The sequence below is a fragment of the Clostridium sp. OS1-26 genome, assembly GCF_030915445.1.
GTDB lineage: Bacteria > Bacillota > Clostridia > Clostridiales > Clostridiaceae > Clostridium_AM.
Window position 1 is genome coordinate 1,181,002 of record NZ_CP133264.1, and the last position, 19,150, is coordinate 1,200,151.

Annotated in this window: 17 protein-coding genes and 2 pseudogenes; 1 reads left to right on the plus strand and 18 read right to left on the minus strand. The window is 32.1% G+C overall.

The features are described from left to right. Positions 1-136 precede the first annotated feature (136 nt). The 5 genes and pseudogenes from RCG18_RS05780 to ptsP all read right to left on the minus strand — a co-directional run bounded on the left by RCG18_RS05780 (position 137) and on the right by ptsP (position 5,451). Complete coding sequence (locus RCG18_RS05780; protein ID WP_308040448.1) at positions 137-988, minus strand: NAD(P)/FAD-dependent oxidoreductase; 852 nt, start codon at positions 986-988, stop codon at positions 137-139. A gap of 125 nt (positions 989-1,113) precedes the next feature. Next, the gene (gene trxA / locus RCG18_RS05785) at positions 1,114-1,431 is read right to left on the minus strand and encodes a thioredoxin (RefSeq protein WP_308040449.1); all 318 of its coding nucleotides are present in this window, start codon (positions 1,429-1,431) and stop codon (positions 1,114-1,116) included. Between the two features lie 174 nt (positions 1,432-1,605). Continuing rightward, positions 1,606-2,883, minus strand: a complete 1,278-nt coding sequence (locus tag RCG18_RS05790) for a tetratricopeptide repeat protein (protein WP_308040450.1) — start codon at positions 2,881-2,883, stop codon at positions 1,606-1,608. 21 nt (positions 2,884-2,904) lie between these two features. Beyond that, entirely contained in the window at positions 2,905-3,669 is a 765-nt protein-coding gene (locus tag RCG18_RS05795; protein ID WP_308040451.1) for a DUF4652 domain-containing protein, read from the minus strand. 164 nt (positions 3,670-3,833) lie between these two features. Then, positions 3,834-5,451 (minus strand): annotated as a pseudogene (gene ptsP, locus RCG18_RS05800) (phosphoenolpyruvate--protein phosphotransferase). A gap of 404 nt (positions 5,452-5,855) precedes the next feature. Between ptsP and RCG18_RS05805 the strand changes: the two are divergent. Further along, positions 5,856-7,535 carry a sigma 54-interacting transcriptional regulator gene (locus tag RCG18_RS05805; RefSeq protein ID WP_308040452.1) on the plus strand — a complete coding sequence of 560 codons (1,680 nt, stop codon included), beginning with the start codon at positions 5,856-5,858 and terminating at the stop codon, positions 7,533-7,535. Between the two features lie 67 nt (positions 7,536-7,602). Here the strand turns inward: RCG18_RS05805 and RCG18_RS05810 are convergent, their stop codons facing one another. The 13 genes and pseudogenes from RCG18_RS05810 to glmS all read right to left on the minus strand — a co-directional run bounded on the left by RCG18_RS05810 (position 7,603) and on the right by glmS (position 19,150). Then, on the minus strand, positions 7,603-8,346 hold the full coding sequence (locus RCG18_RS05810) for a tetratricopeptide repeat protein (RefSeq protein ID WP_308040453.1): 744 nt from the start codon (positions 8,344-8,346) through the stop codon (positions 7,603-7,605). Between the two features lie 65 nt (positions 8,347-8,411). Beyond that, entirely contained in the window at positions 8,412-8,819 is a 408-nt protein-coding gene (gene citX, locus RCG18_RS05815; protein ID WP_308041967.1) for a citrate lyase holo-[acyl-carrier protein] synthase, read from the minus strand. Next, positions 8,804-9,025: a hypothetical protein gene (locus RCG18_RS05820; RefSeq protein WP_308040454.1), complete on the minus strand. Its 222-nt coding sequence runs from the start codon at positions 9,023-9,025 to the stop codon at positions 8,804-8,806. Before RCG18_RS05820 ends, citX begins: the two co-directional genes overlap by 16 nt. A 2-nt stretch (positions 9,026-9,027) precedes the next feature. Beyond that, positions 9,028-10,074, minus strand: coding sequence for a [citrate (pro-3S)-lyase] ligase (citC, locus tag RCG18_RS05825; RefSeq protein WP_308040455.1), 1,047 nt, complete (start codon positions 10,072-10,074; stop codon positions 9,028-9,030). 42 nt (positions 10,075-10,116) lie between these two features. Beyond that, positions 10,117-11,658, minus strand: a complete 1,542-nt coding sequence (gene citF, locus RCG18_RS05830; RefSeq protein ID WP_308040456.1) for a citrate lyase subunit alpha — start codon at positions 11,656-11,658, stop codon at positions 10,117-10,119. A 51-nt stretch (positions 11,659-11,709) separates the two neighbouring features. Further along, the gene (locus RCG18_RS05835; RefSeq protein ID WP_308040457.1) at positions 11,710-12,582 is read right to left on the minus strand and encodes an aldolase/citrate lyase family protein; all 873 of its coding nucleotides are present in this window, start codon (positions 12,580-12,582) and stop codon (positions 11,710-11,712) included. A 28-nt stretch (positions 12,583-12,610) separates the two neighbouring features. Continuing rightward, the gene (citD, locus tag RCG18_RS05840) at positions 12,611-12,874 is read right to left on the minus strand and encodes a citrate lyase acyl carrier protein (RefSeq protein ID WP_211144731.1); all 264 of its coding nucleotides are present in this window, start codon (positions 12,872-12,874) and stop codon (positions 12,611-12,613) included. A 78-nt stretch (positions 12,875-12,952) separates the two neighbouring features. Next, entirely contained in the window at positions 12,953-13,510 is a 558-nt protein-coding gene (locus tag RCG18_RS05845; protein WP_308040458.1) for a Fe-S-containing hydro-lyase, read from the minus strand. 33 nt (positions 13,511-13,543) lie between these two features. Further along, positions 13,544-14,386, minus strand: a complete 843-nt coding sequence (locus tag RCG18_RS05850; RefSeq protein WP_308040459.1) for a fumarate hydratase — start codon at positions 14,384-14,386, stop codon at positions 13,544-13,546. A gap of 92 nt (positions 14,387-14,478) precedes the next feature. After that, positions 14,479-15,723 carry a methylaspartate ammonia-lyase gene (locus tag RCG18_RS05855; RefSeq protein ID WP_308040460.1) on the minus strand — a complete coding sequence of 415 codons (1,245 nt, stop codon included), beginning with the start codon at positions 15,721-15,723 and terminating at the stop codon, positions 14,479-14,481. A 120-nt stretch (positions 15,724-15,843) separates the two neighbouring features. Then, complete coding sequence (locus tag RCG18_RS05860; protein ID WP_308040461.1) at positions 15,844-17,295, minus strand: methylaspartate mutase subunit E; 1,452 nt, start codon at positions 17,293-17,295, stop codon at positions 15,844-15,846. A gap of 12 nt (positions 17,296-17,307) precedes the next feature. Further along, positions 17,308-18,698 (minus strand): annotated as a pseudogene (gene glmL, locus RCG18_RS05865) (methylaspartate mutase accessory protein GlmL). A 41-nt stretch (positions 18,699-18,739) separates the two neighbouring features. Next, positions 18,740-19,150 carry a methylaspartate mutase subunit S gene (gene glmS, locus RCG18_RS05870; protein WP_308040462.1) on the minus strand — a complete coding sequence of 137 codons (411 nt, stop codon included), beginning with the start codon at positions 19,148-19,150 and terminating at the stop codon, positions 18,740-18,742.

Below are 19,150 nucleotides of genomic sequence, written 5' to 3' on the forward strand. Positions count from 1 at the left end.
CGAGCTAAGCACATATATAAATAGCCTCATACATATCTTAGTATATGCATGAGGCTATTTGTTTATTAAATCACATGAAAATAAATAATAAGTCGGTGAAATAGCTACTCTCGGTTTATTATTTATTTAATTTTATCTAAATTGAATCTAAATATGAAACAGCACTTAATGCTGCCACCTGACCTTGACCTGCAGCTCTCATATATTGATAAGGCTTACCTGTGCAATCACCTGCAGCAAAACACCCTTGAATATTAGTTTTCATATCTAAGTCTACTTTTATGTGTTCATTGTCCATGGCAAGGCCTGGAACAAGTTGATTTGGCGCTACGCTATCCTTTAATACAAATACGCCATCAGTAACTAATTCTCCATTTTTTAATACTACTCTACTTACTCTATCTTCTCCTTGTATCTCTACAGGTCTATCCTTAATTCTTTCAATGTTATTTCTCAAATTATAATCTCCGCTGTACATAGGTACGTAATATAATTTCTCCGTCAATTCACTTACATAATTAGCCTCTTCCTCAGCGTCCTTATTGTATCCTATGATTGTTACCACTTTTCCTTTGTAAAGAGGTGCATCACAGGTAGCACAATATCCTACTCCTCTTCCTAAAAATTCTTCTTCTCCCTTTAATGGTTTTGTATATTCCATTCCTGTAGCAATAATAACTGACTTTGCTTCATACATTTTATCATTTACCATTAAAGCGAAATAATCTCCCATTGCGTAAATATTATTTATCCTTTCAGCAGTTACACCTATATCCATAACATTCATATGCTTTTCAAACTGAGCCTTTAGCTCAGTACCTGTAATATCATAAAAACCTAAGTAATTATTTACTTTAGGAGCTTTAATTAACTTATTGCTAAAATTCGTACTTCCAAATAAAATGATATTTTTATTTCTAATTCTAGCATTTATCGCTGCCGATAAACCTGCCGGACCACTACCTACAATAGCTATATCATATCTCATTTTTTTCACTCCCTAATTGTACTTGAAATAATTTATGCGTTTTAAAGTATACCAAACACCTTAAAGATTATAATACAAAATGACAAATTAACATTATGGTTAACTTGTCATTTCTAAATCATAGATTATATATGCTTTTCTATTAAACCTTTTATCGCTTCCTTAGGTCTAAAACCTACTATCGTCTCAACCATATTTCCACCTTTAAATACCATTACAGTTGGTATACTTGAAATTCTATGCTGAGTTGATGTAACAGGATTATCATCAACATTTAATTTAAAGAATTGGGCTTTGCTTTCAAGTTCTGAAGCTATTTCATCTATTATTGGAGCAAGCATTTTGCATGGTCCACACCAAGAAGCCCAAAAATCTACAACTACAGGCACTGAAGAACTCTCAACGGTGCTAGAAAAATTTTCGTCTTTAATTTCTTTTATCATAATTCCACCTCCATTTATACCCCTATTAGGTATATCATATATTAATTTTATCCTATATAAAAAACATAGTCAATGGTTTTTAATAATTATTATCCAAATAAATAAACTATATTACTTTACATAGTTAGTCTATTCTTTATTTTTAATTATATGTATGAGCAAAATATTAATAGCCTAATTGCTTACTAGTCCCTTTGTTATAGAGTTATTATAAATAGAGTTTGGATATTTATCTATGAGTTTTTGACTGTAACTCTTTGCTTTATCTTTATCTACATCTTTATATATTATAACTAAGTTATAAAGAATAGTTTCTTCATAATCTCCATTACTAAAATTCTCATCATATTGTGTATAATATTTTATAGCATTTTCAGCATCACCAGATAATTCATAGCTACTTCCAATCATATAGATTATATGAGAATACAAATAACTTTGTCCTCCTAAAGTATAGGCCTTTAAAAGATATTCCTTAGCTTCTAAATAATTTTTTGCGTTAATGTATTGAGAACCTTTATTATAAAAGTAATTTACACCTTCTTGAAGTAGTAATTCATTAGCTTTTGATATGGTAAGTTTGTCATTGATAGACAAGTTCTTATCTTTCCATTTCATATATTCAGTATATATGTTCTCAAAATTTTTATTTTCAATATCCTTTTTTATATTATCCTCTGGAAATACTTGAGCTTCAGATTTGACACTTGCTATATTATTCTTTGCAGCATTACTTTTTACTACATCACTTTCCTTTATAGCGCCTTTGCTAGTCTCTTTTTTCGTATTGTTATTTTTAAAATTACTTTTAATATTATTTATATTCATAAATAGCCTGCTGATAGTATCACGTTTCGTAAAATTTATTACTACTAAAGTAAAAGCTAATATACATACTATCCCACCGAGCGTACAGGCTATTTTCTTTGTATCTACTTTTGAGTTAACTATGCCTAATTTTTTTAATTCATTTTTGTTTTCTTTAGCCATATCATTGTTTTTGTCAATTTTTAGCACTTTCTCAATATGAGAAAGTGCCTTATCATAATAACCCTTATTTATACAACAAGTTGCCATATAGTTATTTACATTTATATAATTATAATCACTTTGTAAACACTGCTCCAAAATTTCTAAAGCATCATTTATTTTTAATTCCTTAATAAGGCTTAAAGATTCATAGTAAAGTTTTTGTCTTTCGTTATCTCTTTTGCTATCACTCAAATATCTTTCTGAAACTCCATCTTTGTTTAGTTGATAATTCATTTTCCAAAGCCTTTGACAGGTATCCAAATCACCTTTTAGATAATAAAGTAGCCCTTTTAAGTTAATAGCCGCAGCATTTTTTATATTTAGCGAAATACTTTCTTCACTAAGTTCTATAGCCTTATCAATATACCCATTATTATATTTTTCTAATGCTTTAATGTATACTCTTTTGGATTTGTCCATCTATTATTCTCCTTGGTTTATCTACTGGTTAGCTCCATTAATTGTATATATAAGCTTTCCTGTAGAGCTTTTTACTTCCATTTGTTTATTTAGGCTTATATCAAAAGAATAAATAGTCCAATTTTCTGTATGTGCTTTATTATAGTCGCTATCTTCATAAACATTTACTTTTAAATTTATATTGTTACCATTCTTTTTTGTTGTCATAATTTGTTGTTTTTTATCTGGAGTTTGGAAAATCAACGATAATTTCCCTGTAGTGACATTAAGTAAGTATAAGTTTCCTCCTTTAGAAACAGTACCGTGAGCAGAACCTATTATTACCATCAAGTTTTCATTATCTGCCCATTCTATATATCTTGGTGAAATTTTTTGATTATCCGCTATTTCGAAACTAAATATGTTCCCATTATTATCCTTTACAAATATTTTTCCTACACCTTCTTCTAATGCCTCTGAGCCTTTTCCTTCTATGCAAGCTGTGTTATTTCCATTGCTACTAGTTATCCATGGTGTGTTAAAACTTATTTTAGTTTCTTTAGAAGCCTGTTGTTTTACAAACTTAGGTATATTAGCATTTTGGTTATTAACTGTATTTGCATTATTTTTTGTTTCTTTAGAGTTGCTTTGATTATCATTAGGTTTTTGGTTATTATTTTGTTGTACTGATGTCTCATTGTTTACAGCAGCAGATTTATCTTTTTTGCTTGAACATGCAGTAAGTCCAAATGCCAATATTATTGACATAGAGCATAGTACACATATTTTTATTTTGAAGTTTCTCATATAAATTCCTCCTTATACAGTACAAATAATAATGTTTTTACTTCTATATCTTATATTATATACTAAAATTAGGCCTTAGAGTTGATATTTTAATAAAAATAAAACCTAAGCTTGATTTTTGTTAGCTTAGGTTTTATTCTTGTTAAATTAAGTAAACTATATAATTAATTTTGCATTATCAACTGTTTTGCTTTTAATATGGAAGATGCGCTCATAGAGAATTCATCTAATCCATATTCTACTAGTGTAGCGATAGCTTTTTCATCTCCAGCCATCTCTCCACACATTCCACACCATTTACCTTCTTTATGCGCTGCTTCTATAGTCATTTTTATAAGTCTTAATACTGCAGGATGCATTGGATTATAAAGGTATGATATTTTCTCATTCATTCTATCTGCTGCTAAAGTATATTGAATTAAATCATTAGTCCCTATGCTAAAAAAGTCTACATGCTTAGCAAGTTCATCTGCACAAACTGCAGCAGAAGGTATCTCAACCATTATTCCTGTTTCAAGATTTTCATTAAAGTCTTTTCCTTCTTTTTTCAACTCTTCCATACACTCTTTAAGAATCTCTTTAGCTTGTAAGAACTCTTCTAATGATCCTATCATTGGGAACATTATTTTAAGATTGCCAAAGGCTGAAGCTCTAAGCAACGCTCTTAATTGAGTTTTAAATATATCTTTTCTATCTAGGCAAATTCTTATAGCTCTATAACCTAAGAATGGATTCATTTCCTCTGGAAGTGGTAAATATGGAAGTTTTTTATCTCCACCTATATCAAGTGTTCTTATAACTACTGGTCTTCCTTCCATTTTTTCTACTGCATATTTATATGATTCAAACTGTTCTTCTTCACCTGGCATATCATCTCTATCCATATATAAAAACTCAGTTCTAAATAAACCTACTCCATCTCCACCGTTTGCTAGAACTTGATGAACGTCTTCTGGCTTTCCTATGTTTCCCGCAACTTCAATACGCTTTCCAGCTTTAGTAACGGTCTTAACACTTATTAATTTTTTAAGCTTCTTCTCTTTCTTTTTTAAAAGCTTCTTTTTTTGCTTCATATTTTTTTATCGTTTCAACATCTGGATTTACTATGGCAACTCCTTCAATACCATCTACAATAATAGTATCTCCACTTTTTACTGATGAAGTTATATCTTGCAATCCAACTACAGCCGGAATTTCTAAAGTTCTTGCCATTATTGCACTATGTGAAGTTCTTCCTCCTATGTTAGTTAGGAATGCTATAACCTTGCTCTTATCAAGCTGAGCAGTATCAGATGGTGTTAGGTCATGTGCAACAACTACTGTATTATCCGCCATTAACTCTGAGTCTCCTGATATCTTGCCTAGTAAGTTCGCAAGAACTCTCTTTCCAACATCTTTTACGTCAGCGCCTCTTTCCCTCATGTATTCGTCTTCCATAGCTGCAAATATCCCAGCATACATATCTACAACATCTTGGAGTGCTTTTTCAGCATTGATTTTATTACTCTCTATTCCCATTTCAACAGCGCCTGCAAATTCTGGGTCCTCTAATAGCATTGCATGGCTTTCAAAAACTGCTGCCTTGTCTGCACCCATTTCTTTTGCTGCTTTTTCTTTTATATTTAATAACTGTTCCTTAGAAGCTTCTAGAGCTTTTTTAAATCTCTCCTTTTCAGCCTCTACATTTTCTATCGCTCTCTCTTCTATATTTAATTCATTTTCTTCTTTTACAACAACTGTACCTATAGCATATCCTTTTGAAGCTGCAATACCTATTTTCATCTTTCTTCCTCCTCAAAACAAATAATTATCTATTTAAATTCAGCTCTTATTTCCAAGTCATTTTAAATCCAATACTAATATTATTTAAGCAATTCCTATGCCAAAGATTTAAAAATTTCATTATAAAAATATTATTTTCTATATTTATATTGTATATGCCTTTATTCTTCTCAATCTAATTTATATCTTTTAAATTTTTTTAAATTAGTATTATAAATTTAAAAAATTTGCAGAAAAATAGATTGATAAAAATTATCAACGTAAACATATACATTAATAAAAGTTTACCATAACTTCCTCATAAAAATTCTAGACTTATTGATTTATATAGGTTAATATATTATTGATAATTTTTATCAACATTTTCAATATATATGATACTTTTTATCAAACAGGGGGGAATTATGTATAAAAATAGTATAACTGTTCCTATTCATAATGGAATACATACAAGAATAGCTGCAATGATAGTTCACAAAGCTGCTGAACTTAAAAGCAGATACGGCATAAATCTTTATATACGCAACTTATCTTCTAAGGAACCCTTAGCTATAAGTATGTTGGCGTTAATCTCCTTGAAGATAAGAGAAGATGAAATAATAGAAGTCTCATGTAAAGAAGATTCTATAAATGGACAAAGAGCAGTAATTGATCTCTGTAATTTTATCACCAAGGACATGGCTACTAATAATTCTGTTCTATCTAAAATTGATGATATTATAGAAGAGAATACTATAGCATATGAGCAAATTGTTGAAAACATACCGGTAGGTATACTAGTTATAGATATTGATGGCTATATTACAGTTATGAATGATTATGCTTTAAAAATTATTGATAAAGAATCAAATGATGTTATTGGAAGATATGTTAAAGACATCCTTCCAACTACCGATCTTACTAATATTGTCTTATCTAAAAAACGTAAAGTCGGCGAAACTCAATATATAAACAATCGTCTTGTTATCACCGGTAAGTCTCCCATATTTTCTAATGATAAGGTTATAGGGGCCTTAGGTGTCTTTCAAGCAGTAGATGAATTAAAAGATATTGTAAAAAAACTAGAAGAATCAGAAGAAGAATTAAATTATTACAAAGAAGAGTTGAAAAGACATACAGATCTCGTAAGTTCATTTGATTCTATTATAGGATGCAGTAGCTCTCTCAAGGATTGCCTTGTAATAGCTCAAAAAGCTTCTCAATCTACATCTACAGTATTGATACGTGGCGAAAGTGGTACAGGAAAAGAGGTTATAGCAAAAGCTATTCACAATAATAGCGCTAGAAAAGATATGTCTTTTGTTAGAGTAAATTGCGCCGCTATTCCTGAAAATCTACTTGAAAGTGAGCTCTTTGGCTATGAGAAAGGTGCTTTTACTGGGGCAATAAAAAGCAAACCGGGTAAATTTAATATAGCAAATGGGGGAACTATTTTCTTGGATGAAATAGGAGATATGCCTCTTTCAATGCAAGTTAAGCTTCTACGAGTGTTACAGGAGAGAGAATTTGAAAGCGTAGGTGGACTTAACACTCAAACTGTAGACGTAAGAATAATTGCTGCTACTAATAGAAACCTCGAAAAAATGATAGAACAAAATAATTTTAGAGAAGATTTATATTATAGATTAAATGTTATAAGCATTATGCTCCCACCTTTAAGGCAACGAAAAGAAGATATAAATCTTTTAGCAGAACATTTTATTCATAAGATAAGTAATAAGTTAAATAAAAGTGTATCAGGCATAGATACTAAATCTTTAATACACCTTCAAGAATACCATTGGCCTGGTAATATACGAGAGCTTGAAAACATTATAGAAAGAGCAATAAATATGTGTGATGATACCATAATAACAGAAAAAGATTTACCTTTCTATATTGTAAATACAAGCCCAGAAAGGTCTGGTTTGATAAATTTTAAAAATGGAGAACTTCAGCCTTTGGAGTATTACGAAAAAGAAATTATAGCTCTTGCTATGAAAAAATATAAAAGCTATAACAAAGCTGGCAAGGCTTTAGGCATAACCCATAGAACTGTCGCTTTAAAATGTAAAAAGTATAATATTAGCGTTGAAAATACCTAAATTTAATTTTATCCACAGTTACAAAAGAAAATAATCCCCAATGTTTAAAAATTGTTGGGGATTATTTCTATTTTATTAGATCCTGAAACTCCTTAGAGTCCCTTACTGGATTAAAATCTTCTTCGTCACTAGCAAATTTTTTAATTTCAGGAGACATATCTATAGCTATTTTTAAGTATTTTACTGTATTCTCTACATCCCCTTTTCTTCCGTATATGCTAGCCTTACCATAGTAACTCCATATATAATTTTCAATTTCTAAATCTTTATCATACCAACTTAAAGCATCATCATAGTTGCCATTTAGTTCGTATGCTAGTGCTTTATTAAATCTTGCATATCCAAAGTCTGGCTTTAACTCCAGTGATCTATCTATATTCTTCATACCTTCTTCATAACTTCCACTATAGCATAAAGCAATTCCTTTTATATTGTAGGCTTTATAAAAATTCGCATCTTCCTTTATAATATCATTTGCCATACTTATAGTGTCAGTATATCGTTTTTCACTAAAGGCTTTTGAACTTTGCTCATATAGTTCTTCTAGTCTTTTATTTTTTTCTCCCTGAATTTTTTGAGCTTCATTCTTTATATTTTGTGAGCTGTCAGAACCCTTGATAGTTGCCGGTGGGCTATTATTTGTTTTTCTATTTTGTTTTTCTATAATACTTTTATTGCTATTACTATTATTGTTCAATGCTTCCTTGTAAACAATTCCCCCTGCTATTAATATTAGAATACAAAGTATAATTATTTTAGTCCTTATAGAAATATTTCTAAACAAACTACTTTCCCTATCTCTAAATCCCACTCTATTTTCCTCCTAAATGTAGCAACTTGCTATCAATAATATAATAATTATATTATTTTTGTAGTTTATAAGAAACTATTATAACTATTTTTTATAAAATTCTTAATCTCTTTCTCATCATGTTGTCTTTGTCTCACACATATATGTGCATAATTTTCACATATGTAGCATCTTCTACTATCTAGCCCTAAGTCTTTTCTACTTAGACTTCTATTATATTTATCATATACGTCTATGTCAACAAACCTTCCTAGTGGGTGATTCTCCTCAATGCCTACGGTTCTGTTTTTACTGTCCATAGCTAATTCATCTACAACTAATGTAAGTATAGGGCCTTCTGCCGTTATATTAAACTTTTTATATAAAATGTGATTGCTAAATTCCTTAATAACCATATCACATAAGATTTTCATTATTCCAATTGAAACATAGTCATTTTTAGCTACTCCTGGATAGTTTACTCTAATACAAATAAGAGAAGAATTATACTTTTTATTAGTTCTTCTTGTACGTGAACTCTTTCTTCTCTTTCAGCAAGTATGTCCTCTGGTACATACTGTCTAGTATATCTTATTATATAATCATTTAACGCTTCTGAATCTACAGAAGCGTCTATAAATGTTAGTATATCTTTTATTATGTCTATTTCGGTTTCTAATTTAGTATTATCTTCCTTCATAGTTAATGTGGAGAATTGCTGCTCTTTATTCTCCCAGCTATCTCCTTTCCTTCATGTGAATTTAAAAAATTCCAGGTTGCTTCTGGTACAATATTTCTTACTTCTTCTATTTTATCATTTTTTATAAGTTCTCTAACTTTAGATGCACTTATATAGTATCTATCATATTTTTTTCTTTCTAACTCAATAAGTTCTACTTTATACTGAGGCATAATCTCCTTTAGAGTTTGATTATATGTATTAGTGACATTGCAATAAGGTTCCTGTCCTACAAATCTTTTTACTATATTGAATTTACTACAGAAGTATTTTCCGAATATCCCACAGTCTATACTTTCATAAGCTTTTAGTTTTTCATCTTCTTTCCTTATGAAATACGAAGGAAATGTAGCAGAAGATATAATGTATTCTCCACCTGGAACAACTGTTACATTTTCTAAATCCTTTACTGCTTCTTTCACAATAGCATATCTATGTTTAAATGGGAAAAGAGATTTATCTTCTTCCACAATAAATACTAATACCTTTTCACAACTTTTTGATGCCTGCTCAATTAGGTATCTATGACCTTCTGTAAAGGGATTGCAATTCATCACTAAGGCTCCCTTTTCTGTAGAATTATCTATACTATACTTTGCTGCTATATCATCTAATGCTTTATTTATATCATATATGCCATATTCTAGTAGTGCTGCATCTTTTACCTCAAGTATAGTTTTAAAGTTAAGTGAATTAAAAACTTTAACTTTGTCTGGCTTTGTAAATATAAAACTGTGAAAAATCCCTTCTTCAAAAAGCTTATCTATTAAATTAGATATAAGAGAAGAAGTCACATTCTCTCCTCTTATATCTTCTGATATTGCAAAACATTTAAAAACATTTTTAGCTTTAGAACAGGTTGCTTGAATATTATCATTTATATCTCTTAAAACAATAGTATAGTCTACATCCTTATCTAAGGTTAATCCAAACTCTTCTAAGAATTTATATACCTCATTTTTCTCATATTCATTTTTTAAATTTATTTTCTGGAGTCTTAAATCAAACATCTATTTTCTCTCCTTTAATTTAAGGTATATAAAAATATGCTCCTAAGCTATTGGTTTTCTGACTACATCTATAACTGTCCCATCTCTATATTCTACTATAGCTACAACTTCATCTGATGTTTCTATAGCTTCTGGTTTTCCTGTCATTTTTTCAGCTAACTCTTTTAATTCTTCTATAGTCATAACTGGTAAATTTGTATTGCTTAGTTTCTCTATTAAATCTTTTCTATTTTGATTTACAGCTATACCTCTTTCAGTAACAACTACATCAACACTTTCACCGGGAGTAGTTACTGTAGTAACTCTGTCTTTTATAATTGGAAGTCTTCCTTTTATAAGATTCGTAACCACAATAGCGAGTTTTGCTCCCGCTGCTGTATCACTGTGTCCACCAGATCCACCCATTATAACTCCGTCTGAACCTGTAGTTACATTTACATTAAAGTTAGTATCTATTTCGGTAGCACCAAGTATCATTACATCTAAGTTGTTTACTACAGCTCCTTTGTTATGAGGGTTTCCATACATAGAACCTGACATACCTTGATGTTTAGGATTATCTCTATATGATTCAACTGCATCCAAGTCAAAGCATTGAACATCAAATAGATTTCTAAATAATCCTTCTTTTAGCATATCCACTATATAGCCAGTTATTCCACCAGCAGCAAAGCTTCCTACTACTCCCTTATTTTTCATCAATTCTTTAAGTTCCGCTGCGACCGCAAGAGAAGTTCCGCCCGCTCCTGTTTGGAATGACAAGCCATCCTTAACAAGACCTGATGCTTCTATAACCTTAGTTGCCATCTTAGCTATTTTAAGTCCTACAGGATCTTTAGTTATTCTTGTAGTACCTGATACTATACCCTTTGGATCTCCAATAGAATCTACTTTTACAACATAATCTACATAGATTTGGCTTATTTCTATTGGACATGCAGGGTATGGAACCAAATTATCTGTAATCGCAATTACTTTATCAGCATATTCAGCATCTGCTACTGCATATCCAAGTGACCCACAGGCAGCGTTTCCATATACTCCATTTATATTTCCGTAAGTATCCGCTGTTGGCGCTCCAATAAATGCTATATCTATATGTAAATCTCCACTCTCAATTGCTCTAGGTCTTCCTCCATGAGTCATCATAACTGCTGGCTTCTTTAAATATCCATCAGATATAGCTCTAGCAACAGGTCCTGATATATAGTTTGCAACTATTCCTGTTACCACTCCATTTTTCATGTGCTCAACAAGAGGCTCATGAACTGGGAATATTGAGCTTGCAGCAATAGTTATATCCTTTATTCCTCTTTTTGCTATAGCGTATACTACATTATTAAGTACAAAGTCACCATTTCTTAGATGATGGTGAAAAGATATAGTTATTCCATCTCTTAATTCAATTTTGTCTAATGCTTCATCAATACTGTTTAATACTTTTTCTTCTCCTGGCTTTACACTACTTACTTTTACACCTATTTTTTCTCTAATGCCATAGTTTGCAAAAGCGCCTTGGAAAGGCTTTATTTCTCTGTAACCTTCTATGTAATCAGGAATCTCTCTTCCTAGTACATTTTTCATGCTAATCCCTCTCTTTTTAAAAAATTCGCAATTGAAAACCTAAAATAATTATTAAATAAGTCCTAACATTTTAGCCAACTCAACAATTGTTGTCGCTCTATTTATTATAGGTGCATCCACCATTTTTCCATCTAATGAGAAAACTCCAAGACCTTTTTCTTTTGCTTCATCTCTTGCTTGAAGTACTCTTAATGAGTGTTTAATTTCATGTTCTGTTGGTGCGAAAACTGAATGTATAGTATCAATTTGTCTTGGATTTATGGATGCTTTTCCTGTAAATCCTACACTCTTTGCCTTAGCTGTATCCTTAGCAAGACCTTCATAATCATTTGTATCAGTGAATGGAGTATCTATAGCATCTACTCTGGCAGCTCTACACGCAGTTGAAACTCTATTCCTTGCATAGAATATTTCTTCTCCTTCTTTGGTTCTTTTTATTCCAAAGTCAGAAGTTAAATCCTCCGCTCCTAAAAGAACAGCAACTATTCTTTTTGAAGAATTAATTATGCTATATACATTCTCCAATCCATAAGCTGTTTCTACAATTGGTATAAGCTTTATTATTCCTTGCTCAAATCCTTCTTCACTTTCTATCTTTGAAAGTGTTTTGTCTATAGTTTGTATTTGTTCTTCTGTAGCTTTTGGAATCATTAAACTATCTGGCTTTACTCTTGCTATTGTATCAATGTCTTTTAAACCATATTCTGTATCAAGTGGATTTACTCTCACAACCAGCTCTACTTTTGAGTAATCTAGAACCTTAATCGCTTCCTTTACAAGGATTCTTGCACTATCCTTTTCTGTAAGACTTACTGCATCTTCTAAATCAAGTATTACAGAATCAGCTCCAAGAATTGACGCATTTTGAAGCATTCCTGGATTGTTTCCAGGCATAAAAAGCATAGTTCTTCTTAATTTTTTCATTTATATCACCTCGAACTTCAATAAAAATTTACACAGCTCTTTCTATAGCAGTTTGTACTCTTGCTTTAATTGTATAATCTAATGCACCCTTATCTTGTGCCTTTATAACTACATCTTCTACATTCATCTCTTTAAGTTTATCTAATATTGTGCTTTTTATTTGATTTCCAAACTGTTTTATAACAATGCTTTCAAGCTGAAGTTCCACTCCACCTTTTTCATTAGGCATAACCATAATCATTATGTCATTAGATTCAAGTGTTCCAGCTTTAGCCACTTTATTTATTCTCATTTCAAATCCTCCTAACATTGATAATCAGAAATTAAGAATTGATAACAATAAAAATAGTTATCAATTCTTAATTATAATTTACTTTACTGAGTTAAGATATTCTTTCTGTCCCATCTCATAAAGGTTATTTCCTTCTGAATCTATAACTACAACTACAGGTAAATCCTCTACCTCAAGTCTTCTTATGGCTTCAGAGCCTAAATCTTCATAAGCAACTATTTCTGCACTTTTTATGGACTTACCCATTAATGCAGCTGCTCCCCCTATAGCTGCAAAATAAACAGCCTTATTTTTTTTCATAGATTCTATAACTTCTTTTGATCTTAATCCCTTTCCTATCATGCCTTTTAAACCAATTTCTAAAAGTCTTGGTGCATAGGAATCCATTCTATAGCTAGTAGTTGGTCCCGCTGACCCGATAGGTTGACCCGGCTTTGCCGGAGTCGGACCTACGTAGTATATAATTGAGTTTTCAACATCTACAGGTAGTTTTTCCCCTTTATCTAAAAGTTCTACTAATCTCTTGTGAGCGGCATCTCTTGCAGTATATATAATTCCTGATATTAAAACGCTATCTCCAGCTTTCAAATCCTTAACTTTTTCCTCTGTTAGTGGAGTTGTTATTCTCTTATCCATCGCTATCCCTCCAATTTAGATTGTTAACTTTCCTTATAGTATTACTTCTGAGTGTCTTGTAACGTGACAATTTATATTTACTGCCACAGGTAAACCAGCTATATGTGTAGGATATGTTTCGATATTTACCGCAAGAGCAGTAGTCTTTCCACCAAACCCTTGTGGTCCTATACCAATGGAGTTTACTTTCTCTAATAGCTCATTTTCTAAGTCTGCATAGAATTGATTGCTATTTCTCTCTGATAAAGGTCTAATAAGAGCTTTTTTAGCTAGATTAGCAGCTCTATCAAAAGTTCCACCTATCCCAACTCCTACAACTATTGGTGGGCATGGATTAGGACCTGCTTCTTTTACTACTTTAAGGACAAATTCTTTTACGCCATCTAGTCCATCTGCAGGCTTTAACATTTTTAACTGACTCATATTTTCAGAGCCGAATCCCTTTGGTGCTACAGTAATTTTTAATTTATCTCCTGGTACAATATCATAGTATATTACTGCAGGTGTATTATCCTTTGTGTTAACTCTATCTAAAGGGTCTTTTACTACAGATTTTCTTAGGTATCCTTCTTCATATCCTTGTCTTACGCCTTCATTTATTGCATCTTCTATGTTTCCGCCTGCTAAATGTACATCTTGACCTATTTCAACAAAGACGCATGCCATTCCTGTATCCTGACAAATTGGCATATCTTCATCCTTAGAAATCTGTACATTAGTAAGAATCTTATCTAGAATACCTTTTGCCATATCCCATGTTTCATTTTTTGCAGCCTCTTCTATTTTATTTTTAACATCAGCTGAAAGATAGTAATTTGCGTCGATACATAATTTTTTTACTGCCTTTGTTACCTCTGATACATTTATCTCTCTCATAATTAAACTATTCTCCTTTTCATGAAGTTTACATTTAATTTATATATGAAAAGGCAGTTTCTAAAACCGCCTTTTCATAACTAAAAATCTGCTTATTTGTTTCTTCTATTTATTAATGCAAGTACTCTGTTCATTTCGTTGTTAACTATCATGTAGCCTTCGTCTACACCCATTCCTGGTTTTGCAAGTACTTGTTTTGCTCCGCAAGCCATACCTATGTTTGTTGTAACCTCAGCAGATCTATTAGTTTCGTTGCAGGTTCCTCCACAATAAGCTCCCATGCCATGTTCTTTACAGTACATTATAGCATCAGCTATATTGTTAACTCCTCCAAGATCTGGAGTCTTTATTTGAACCATATGTCCAGCTTTATTATCTGTAAAGAATTTAACATCCTCAACAGTATTGCACCATTCATCTGCAACTAATTCAACTTTTATTCCTCTGCTATCAATTTCAGCTCTTAAATCTCTTAAAGCTTCCATTTGCTTTTGTCTGTCTTCTACATCCATAGGTCCTTCAATTCTTAATTGGAATGGTTTAGCTGCTTCTTCTAATGTTCCAATATAGTCAGCCATAGCTTTTGTATTACAGTCAAATGCCATTCCTATTGTTCCATAAACATCTATATGGAATATTGGATTATAATTTTCTGATGTTCTTAATTCAAGCACTCTATCTCTTAACCATTTTACATAGTCTAATAATTTCTCACCCTTTAATCCAAGCTTTTCTGCTACGTGGTTTATAAGTGCATGAGGCATTACATCTGCACCTTTTATGATCATTTTGTCTGAGTTATCGTATCTATCATCACCAGATTGAGTGAATATTGGCACTCTTTTTATTTCAGCTTCTGGATTGTATTCATTTCTTATAACTTCAGCCATAGTTATTTTTTGTGATTTTGCTACAGCATCAAGTATTGCTTGAGATACTCCGTATCTTATAGCAGTGTGTAATCTATTTCCGTTAATTTTCATGTTATCAAACTCTTCAGCAAGAACTTTAAAGCTGTTTAATTCTCTTCCTATAAGCTTTGGTGCTATTTCCTTTTCTATTACTGGTATAAAGTCTTTTGCTAAAAATAGTGGATCTCTTCCGCCTGCTCCTGAATATTGAACAGCAGCACAATCTCCGTATGCTACTTGACCGTCTTCAAGCACTAACATAACAGATATAGCTTCTCCTGCCTGTCTTACACTAGTAAAACCATCTGTTACAGGCTCTCCTACATATGTAAATCCATCATGCTTTGCTCCTTTTTTTATTGCTCTTTGGTCATCAAAATAAAATCCAGTTTTTCCTTCTGCACAAATAACGTCAACTATTTTCATTTTTTACACCCATCTTTCTAAATAGTTTATTTTTGTATTTATTAATATGTACACTTATAGTTGTTGACTACCGCTTAGAAAACGGTAGTCTTAATAATTAATATCAAATATTTATTCTTATTATTCTGGTCTTCCTATAAGAACACCCTTACCTACAGCAAATATATCATCTATTGTCATTTGGAAGCTTACTTCTCTTCCTTCAAAGTTACCTCTTTCTTGTAGTTTTTTCATGTTAAATTCTTTTAATTCATCACTTAGAGGTACGTTTCCAAAGTTAAGATATCTTACAGCTCCATTGTTATCTCTTGCTGGCATCATCTGTCCTAAATTATATTTACTTGGAGCGAATGGTATATCTACTGTTCCAACTTCGAAACCTTTTACTGTTCCTATAGCTAAATCGCCATTTCCAAGTTCAAATAATTTATCCATCATACATTTAGTTTCAGCTTTAATTACAGCTATTTCTGTTTCTAATTCTTTTGACATAGGAAGTCTTTGTCCTTGAAGCATGTTTAATGCCATTTTTGTAGCCTTTATTCCAGCTGCATTAGCTTCTTTTGTTGGTATTCCTAGTGCTTCATGAGGAGTTTTTACTATAACCTTTGTAGCTCCAGCTAAAGCTGCTGTTGCTGCTCCTGATGATATAACTCCGAAAGCTTTTGCTTCATCTTGTGGGAATCCACCCATCCACTGATGGAATACTGTTGTTACATAAACATCGTTATATCCATATTGCTTTAAGTATTCATTTACTTGTTCTTCTAAAGCTCTTATTGCTGCAACGTCTTGAACTAGGTTTCCGCATTGTCCATATCCAACAGTTATGTTTTTAACTCCTTGCTCTGCTGCAAGTAAAGCTTCTATTATAGCAACTGTATTTGATGTGCTTGGTGGAACTAATGTACCTGTTAAAGGACCGAACGGCTCTCTATTTATAGATATTCCTTGCTCTTCATAATATCCAGCAAGTCTATCACAGTACTGCCAATCTAATAAAGTTTTTTCTATAGATACACTCTTTGCATAAGGAATGTTGTAGGATATTCCGCCACCTTCATTTGAAGTCCAACCTGCTGCATGAATTATCTCTGTAAGTAATCTAGCATCTGGTGTACCGTGTCTTGCTTGAAGAGGTAGGTTTACTGATTCAAATACCTTTCTACATCCTTGCACTCCATGGTTAACTCCTGGAAAACCATTTAATAGTGATCTTCCTGCTGCTATACTTTCTTGAATTCCTACTTCACACTCATCGTATCTATTTTGTCTTGTATAACTATCTATAGTTGATGGAAGCAAATCTGCTCCACCTTCATTTTGTAGGTATGTTAAAAGTTCTATATGCTCATTTAATAAAGCAACACCTGCTCTTGGTTGAGCTAATGTAATTCCTGTTTCTTTAGCCTTCTTTAATTTAGCTGGAAAGCTTTTACTTTCAGGTATGCTCTTTAAGTATTCAACAGCTTCTTGAAGATCTACTTCTTTACCAGTTGGCCACTGAGCTAAAACCTCTTTTCTCATATTGAAAAACTCTTCATCAGTCCATTTTTTATTTTTAAGTTCCAATCCGATTACCTCCTAATCTACATTAACCAAATATTTTTTCATTATTCTTACCGCTTTATCTGGATTCACTTCTGCTAATAATCCCATAGCAGATAAAATATATGTCTTATCCATTAAATATTTAGGTTTTTTGGTTTTAGAGAAGTAGGGTTAGTCACATCAAATGTTCCTGCTTTTAATATTTCTGCAGGGTTTTCGCTATGAACTAGTACTCCGCCTGTTCCTATTAAATATTTAACCTCTAAAAGATCCTTACCTTCCTGTGAATATATAACACCACATGGTGTGTATAATGTTTCAAGCACCCCAACATGTCTTTCTAAAGCTATTTCAGTTGCAGTTTTTGCCATAGCCTCATCAAACTTTATTTCTTCTTCTGTAGTTGGTACCATTCTTATATTCTCTGCTCTATATCTGCAATTTGCCTCTATGTCTACTGTCTTATCATTTAGATATTTTTGTATTTTTCTTGTTGTGGCTGCTTCCCATAAAGCAACTGCAGAATACCTCATTCCTAAATCACCTTCTACAGTTCTTTTTGCAAAAGGCTCTTGAAGACCTCTTAGTGTTACTCCAGCCTTTGATGGTTCTCCATCAGCTAATGAGTGTACATCAGTAGTAGCTCCACCTATGTCAACTACCGCCAAGTCTCCTAATCCTTCTTCTTTATCGCTTCCCTCACTTAAAACTCTCGCTGCTTTCAATACTGCTGCCGGTGTTGGCATTAGTATTCCATTTATAAAATTCTCCGCATCTTTCATGCCCTTAGCTTCAACTATTTTTTCCATAAATATTTTTCTTATTTCTTCTCTAGCTGGTTCCACGTTTAATGCATTGAGCTTTGGCATTACATTATCAGTTATTTTATAAAACATACCTGCATCTTTAAGTATTTTTTCAACAGTATCCACTGCCACCTTATTACCAGCTACTACTATCGGAAGATCTAGTCCACTTTCAGCAAGCATTTTTGCATTATGAATTATACAGTCCTTATTTCCACCATCAGTACCACCGGCAAGAAGTATGATGTCTAATTTTGAGTTTCTAATTTCTTCTATCTCTTTTGAAGTTAAATCATAGCTATATACATTTAATACTCTTGCTCCAGCACCTAATGCTGCTCTTTTTGCTGCTTCAGCTGTAAGCTCTGGTACTAAGCCAATAGCAACCATCTTTAATCCTCCAGCCGCTGAAGAACAAGCCAATTTTTTAATAAAGTTGACTTCTTTACCCTGAAGCTTTTCTTGCAACCTTTCATAAGCATTATTAAAGCCTACCATTATATCGTTTTCAATAGTAGTAATGTCTTTTGCAGTAGCAAGTATTTCTTCATTCTCAATATCAACGGCAGTAAGTTTGGTATAAGTGCTACCAAAATCTATAAGCAAATAACAATCCAACTCTATCACTCCTGTTTTCTCACACAGAGGTTTTATTTAAATTAATTTTCTATTTTTAAGTCTGTCTTTAAGTCCCTTATTGTTATTTCTGGTGATGTTCCTGGAGCATACACTTTGTCGAATCCCATATCTTTAAACTTTTCATAAACATCTTCCCATTTTTGCTTTCCAACAACTAAGTTTCCACCAACATACATTAATATTCCTTTTAAACCTGCTTCATCACACTTTTCTCTTAATCCTCTACAATCTATCTCTCCATGTCCATATAATGATGAAACTATTATAGCATCTGCACTAGTTTCTATTGCAGCATTTATAAAATCCTCTTGTGGAGAAAGAACTCCTATATTTACTACATTAAATCCTGCTTGTGTAAATGAATGTTCTAATATCTTATTTCCTACAGCATGACAATCTGATCCAATTACGCCTATTACTAAAGTTTTCAT

Coding starts and splice junctions, on each gene's coding strand:
- RCG18_RS05780 (WP_308040448.1), bottom strand. CDS start 988: ATGAGATATGATATAGCTATTGTAGGTAGTGGTCCGGCAGGTTTATCG.
- trxA (WP_308040449.1), bottom strand. CDS start 1,431: ATGATAAAAGAAATTAAAGACGAAAATTTTTCTAGCACCGTTGAGAGT.
- RCG18_RS05790 (WP_308040450.1), bottom strand. CDS start 2,883: ATGGACAAATCCAAAAGAGTATACATTAAAGCATTAGAAAAATATAAT.
- RCG18_RS05795 (WP_308040451.1), bottom strand. CDS start 3,669: ATGAGAAACTTCAAAATAAAAATATGTGTACTATGCTCTATGTCAATA.
- RCG18_RS05805 (WP_308040452.1), top strand. CDS start 5,856: ATGTATAAAAATAGTATAACTGTTCCTATTCATAATGGAATACATACA.
- RCG18_RS05820 (WP_308040454.1), bottom strand. CDS start 9,025: ATGAAGGAAGATAATACTAAATTAGAAACCGAAATAGACATAATAAAA.
- citC (WP_308040455.1), bottom strand. CDS start 10,074: ATGTTTGATTTAAGACTCCAGAAAATAAATTTAAAAAATGAATATGAG.
- citF (WP_308040456.1), bottom strand. CDS start 11,658: ATGAAAAATGTACTAGGAAGAGAGATTCCTGATTACATAGAAGGTTAC.
- RCG18_RS05835 (WP_308040457.1), bottom strand. CDS start 12,582: ATGAAAAAATTAAGAAGAACTATGCTTTTTATGCCTGGAAACAATCCA.
- citD (WP_211144731.1), bottom strand. CDS start 12,874: ATGAGAATAAATAAAGTGGCTAAAGCTGGAACACTTGAATCTAATGAC.
- RCG18_RS05845 (WP_308040458.1), bottom strand. CDS start 13,510: ATGGATAAGAGAATAACAACTCCACTAACAGAGGAAAAAGTTAAGGAT.
- RCG18_RS05850 (WP_308040459.1), bottom strand. CDS start 14,386: ATGAGAGAGATAAATGTATCAGAGGTAACAAAGGCAGTAAAAAAATTA.
- RCG18_RS05855 (WP_308040460.1), bottom strand. CDS start 15,723: ATGAAAATAGTTGACGTTATTTGTGCAGAAGGAAAAACTGGATTTTAT.
- glmS (WP_308040462.1), bottom strand. CDS start 19,150: ATGAAAACTTTAGTAATAGGCGTAATTGGATCAGATTGTCATGCTGTA.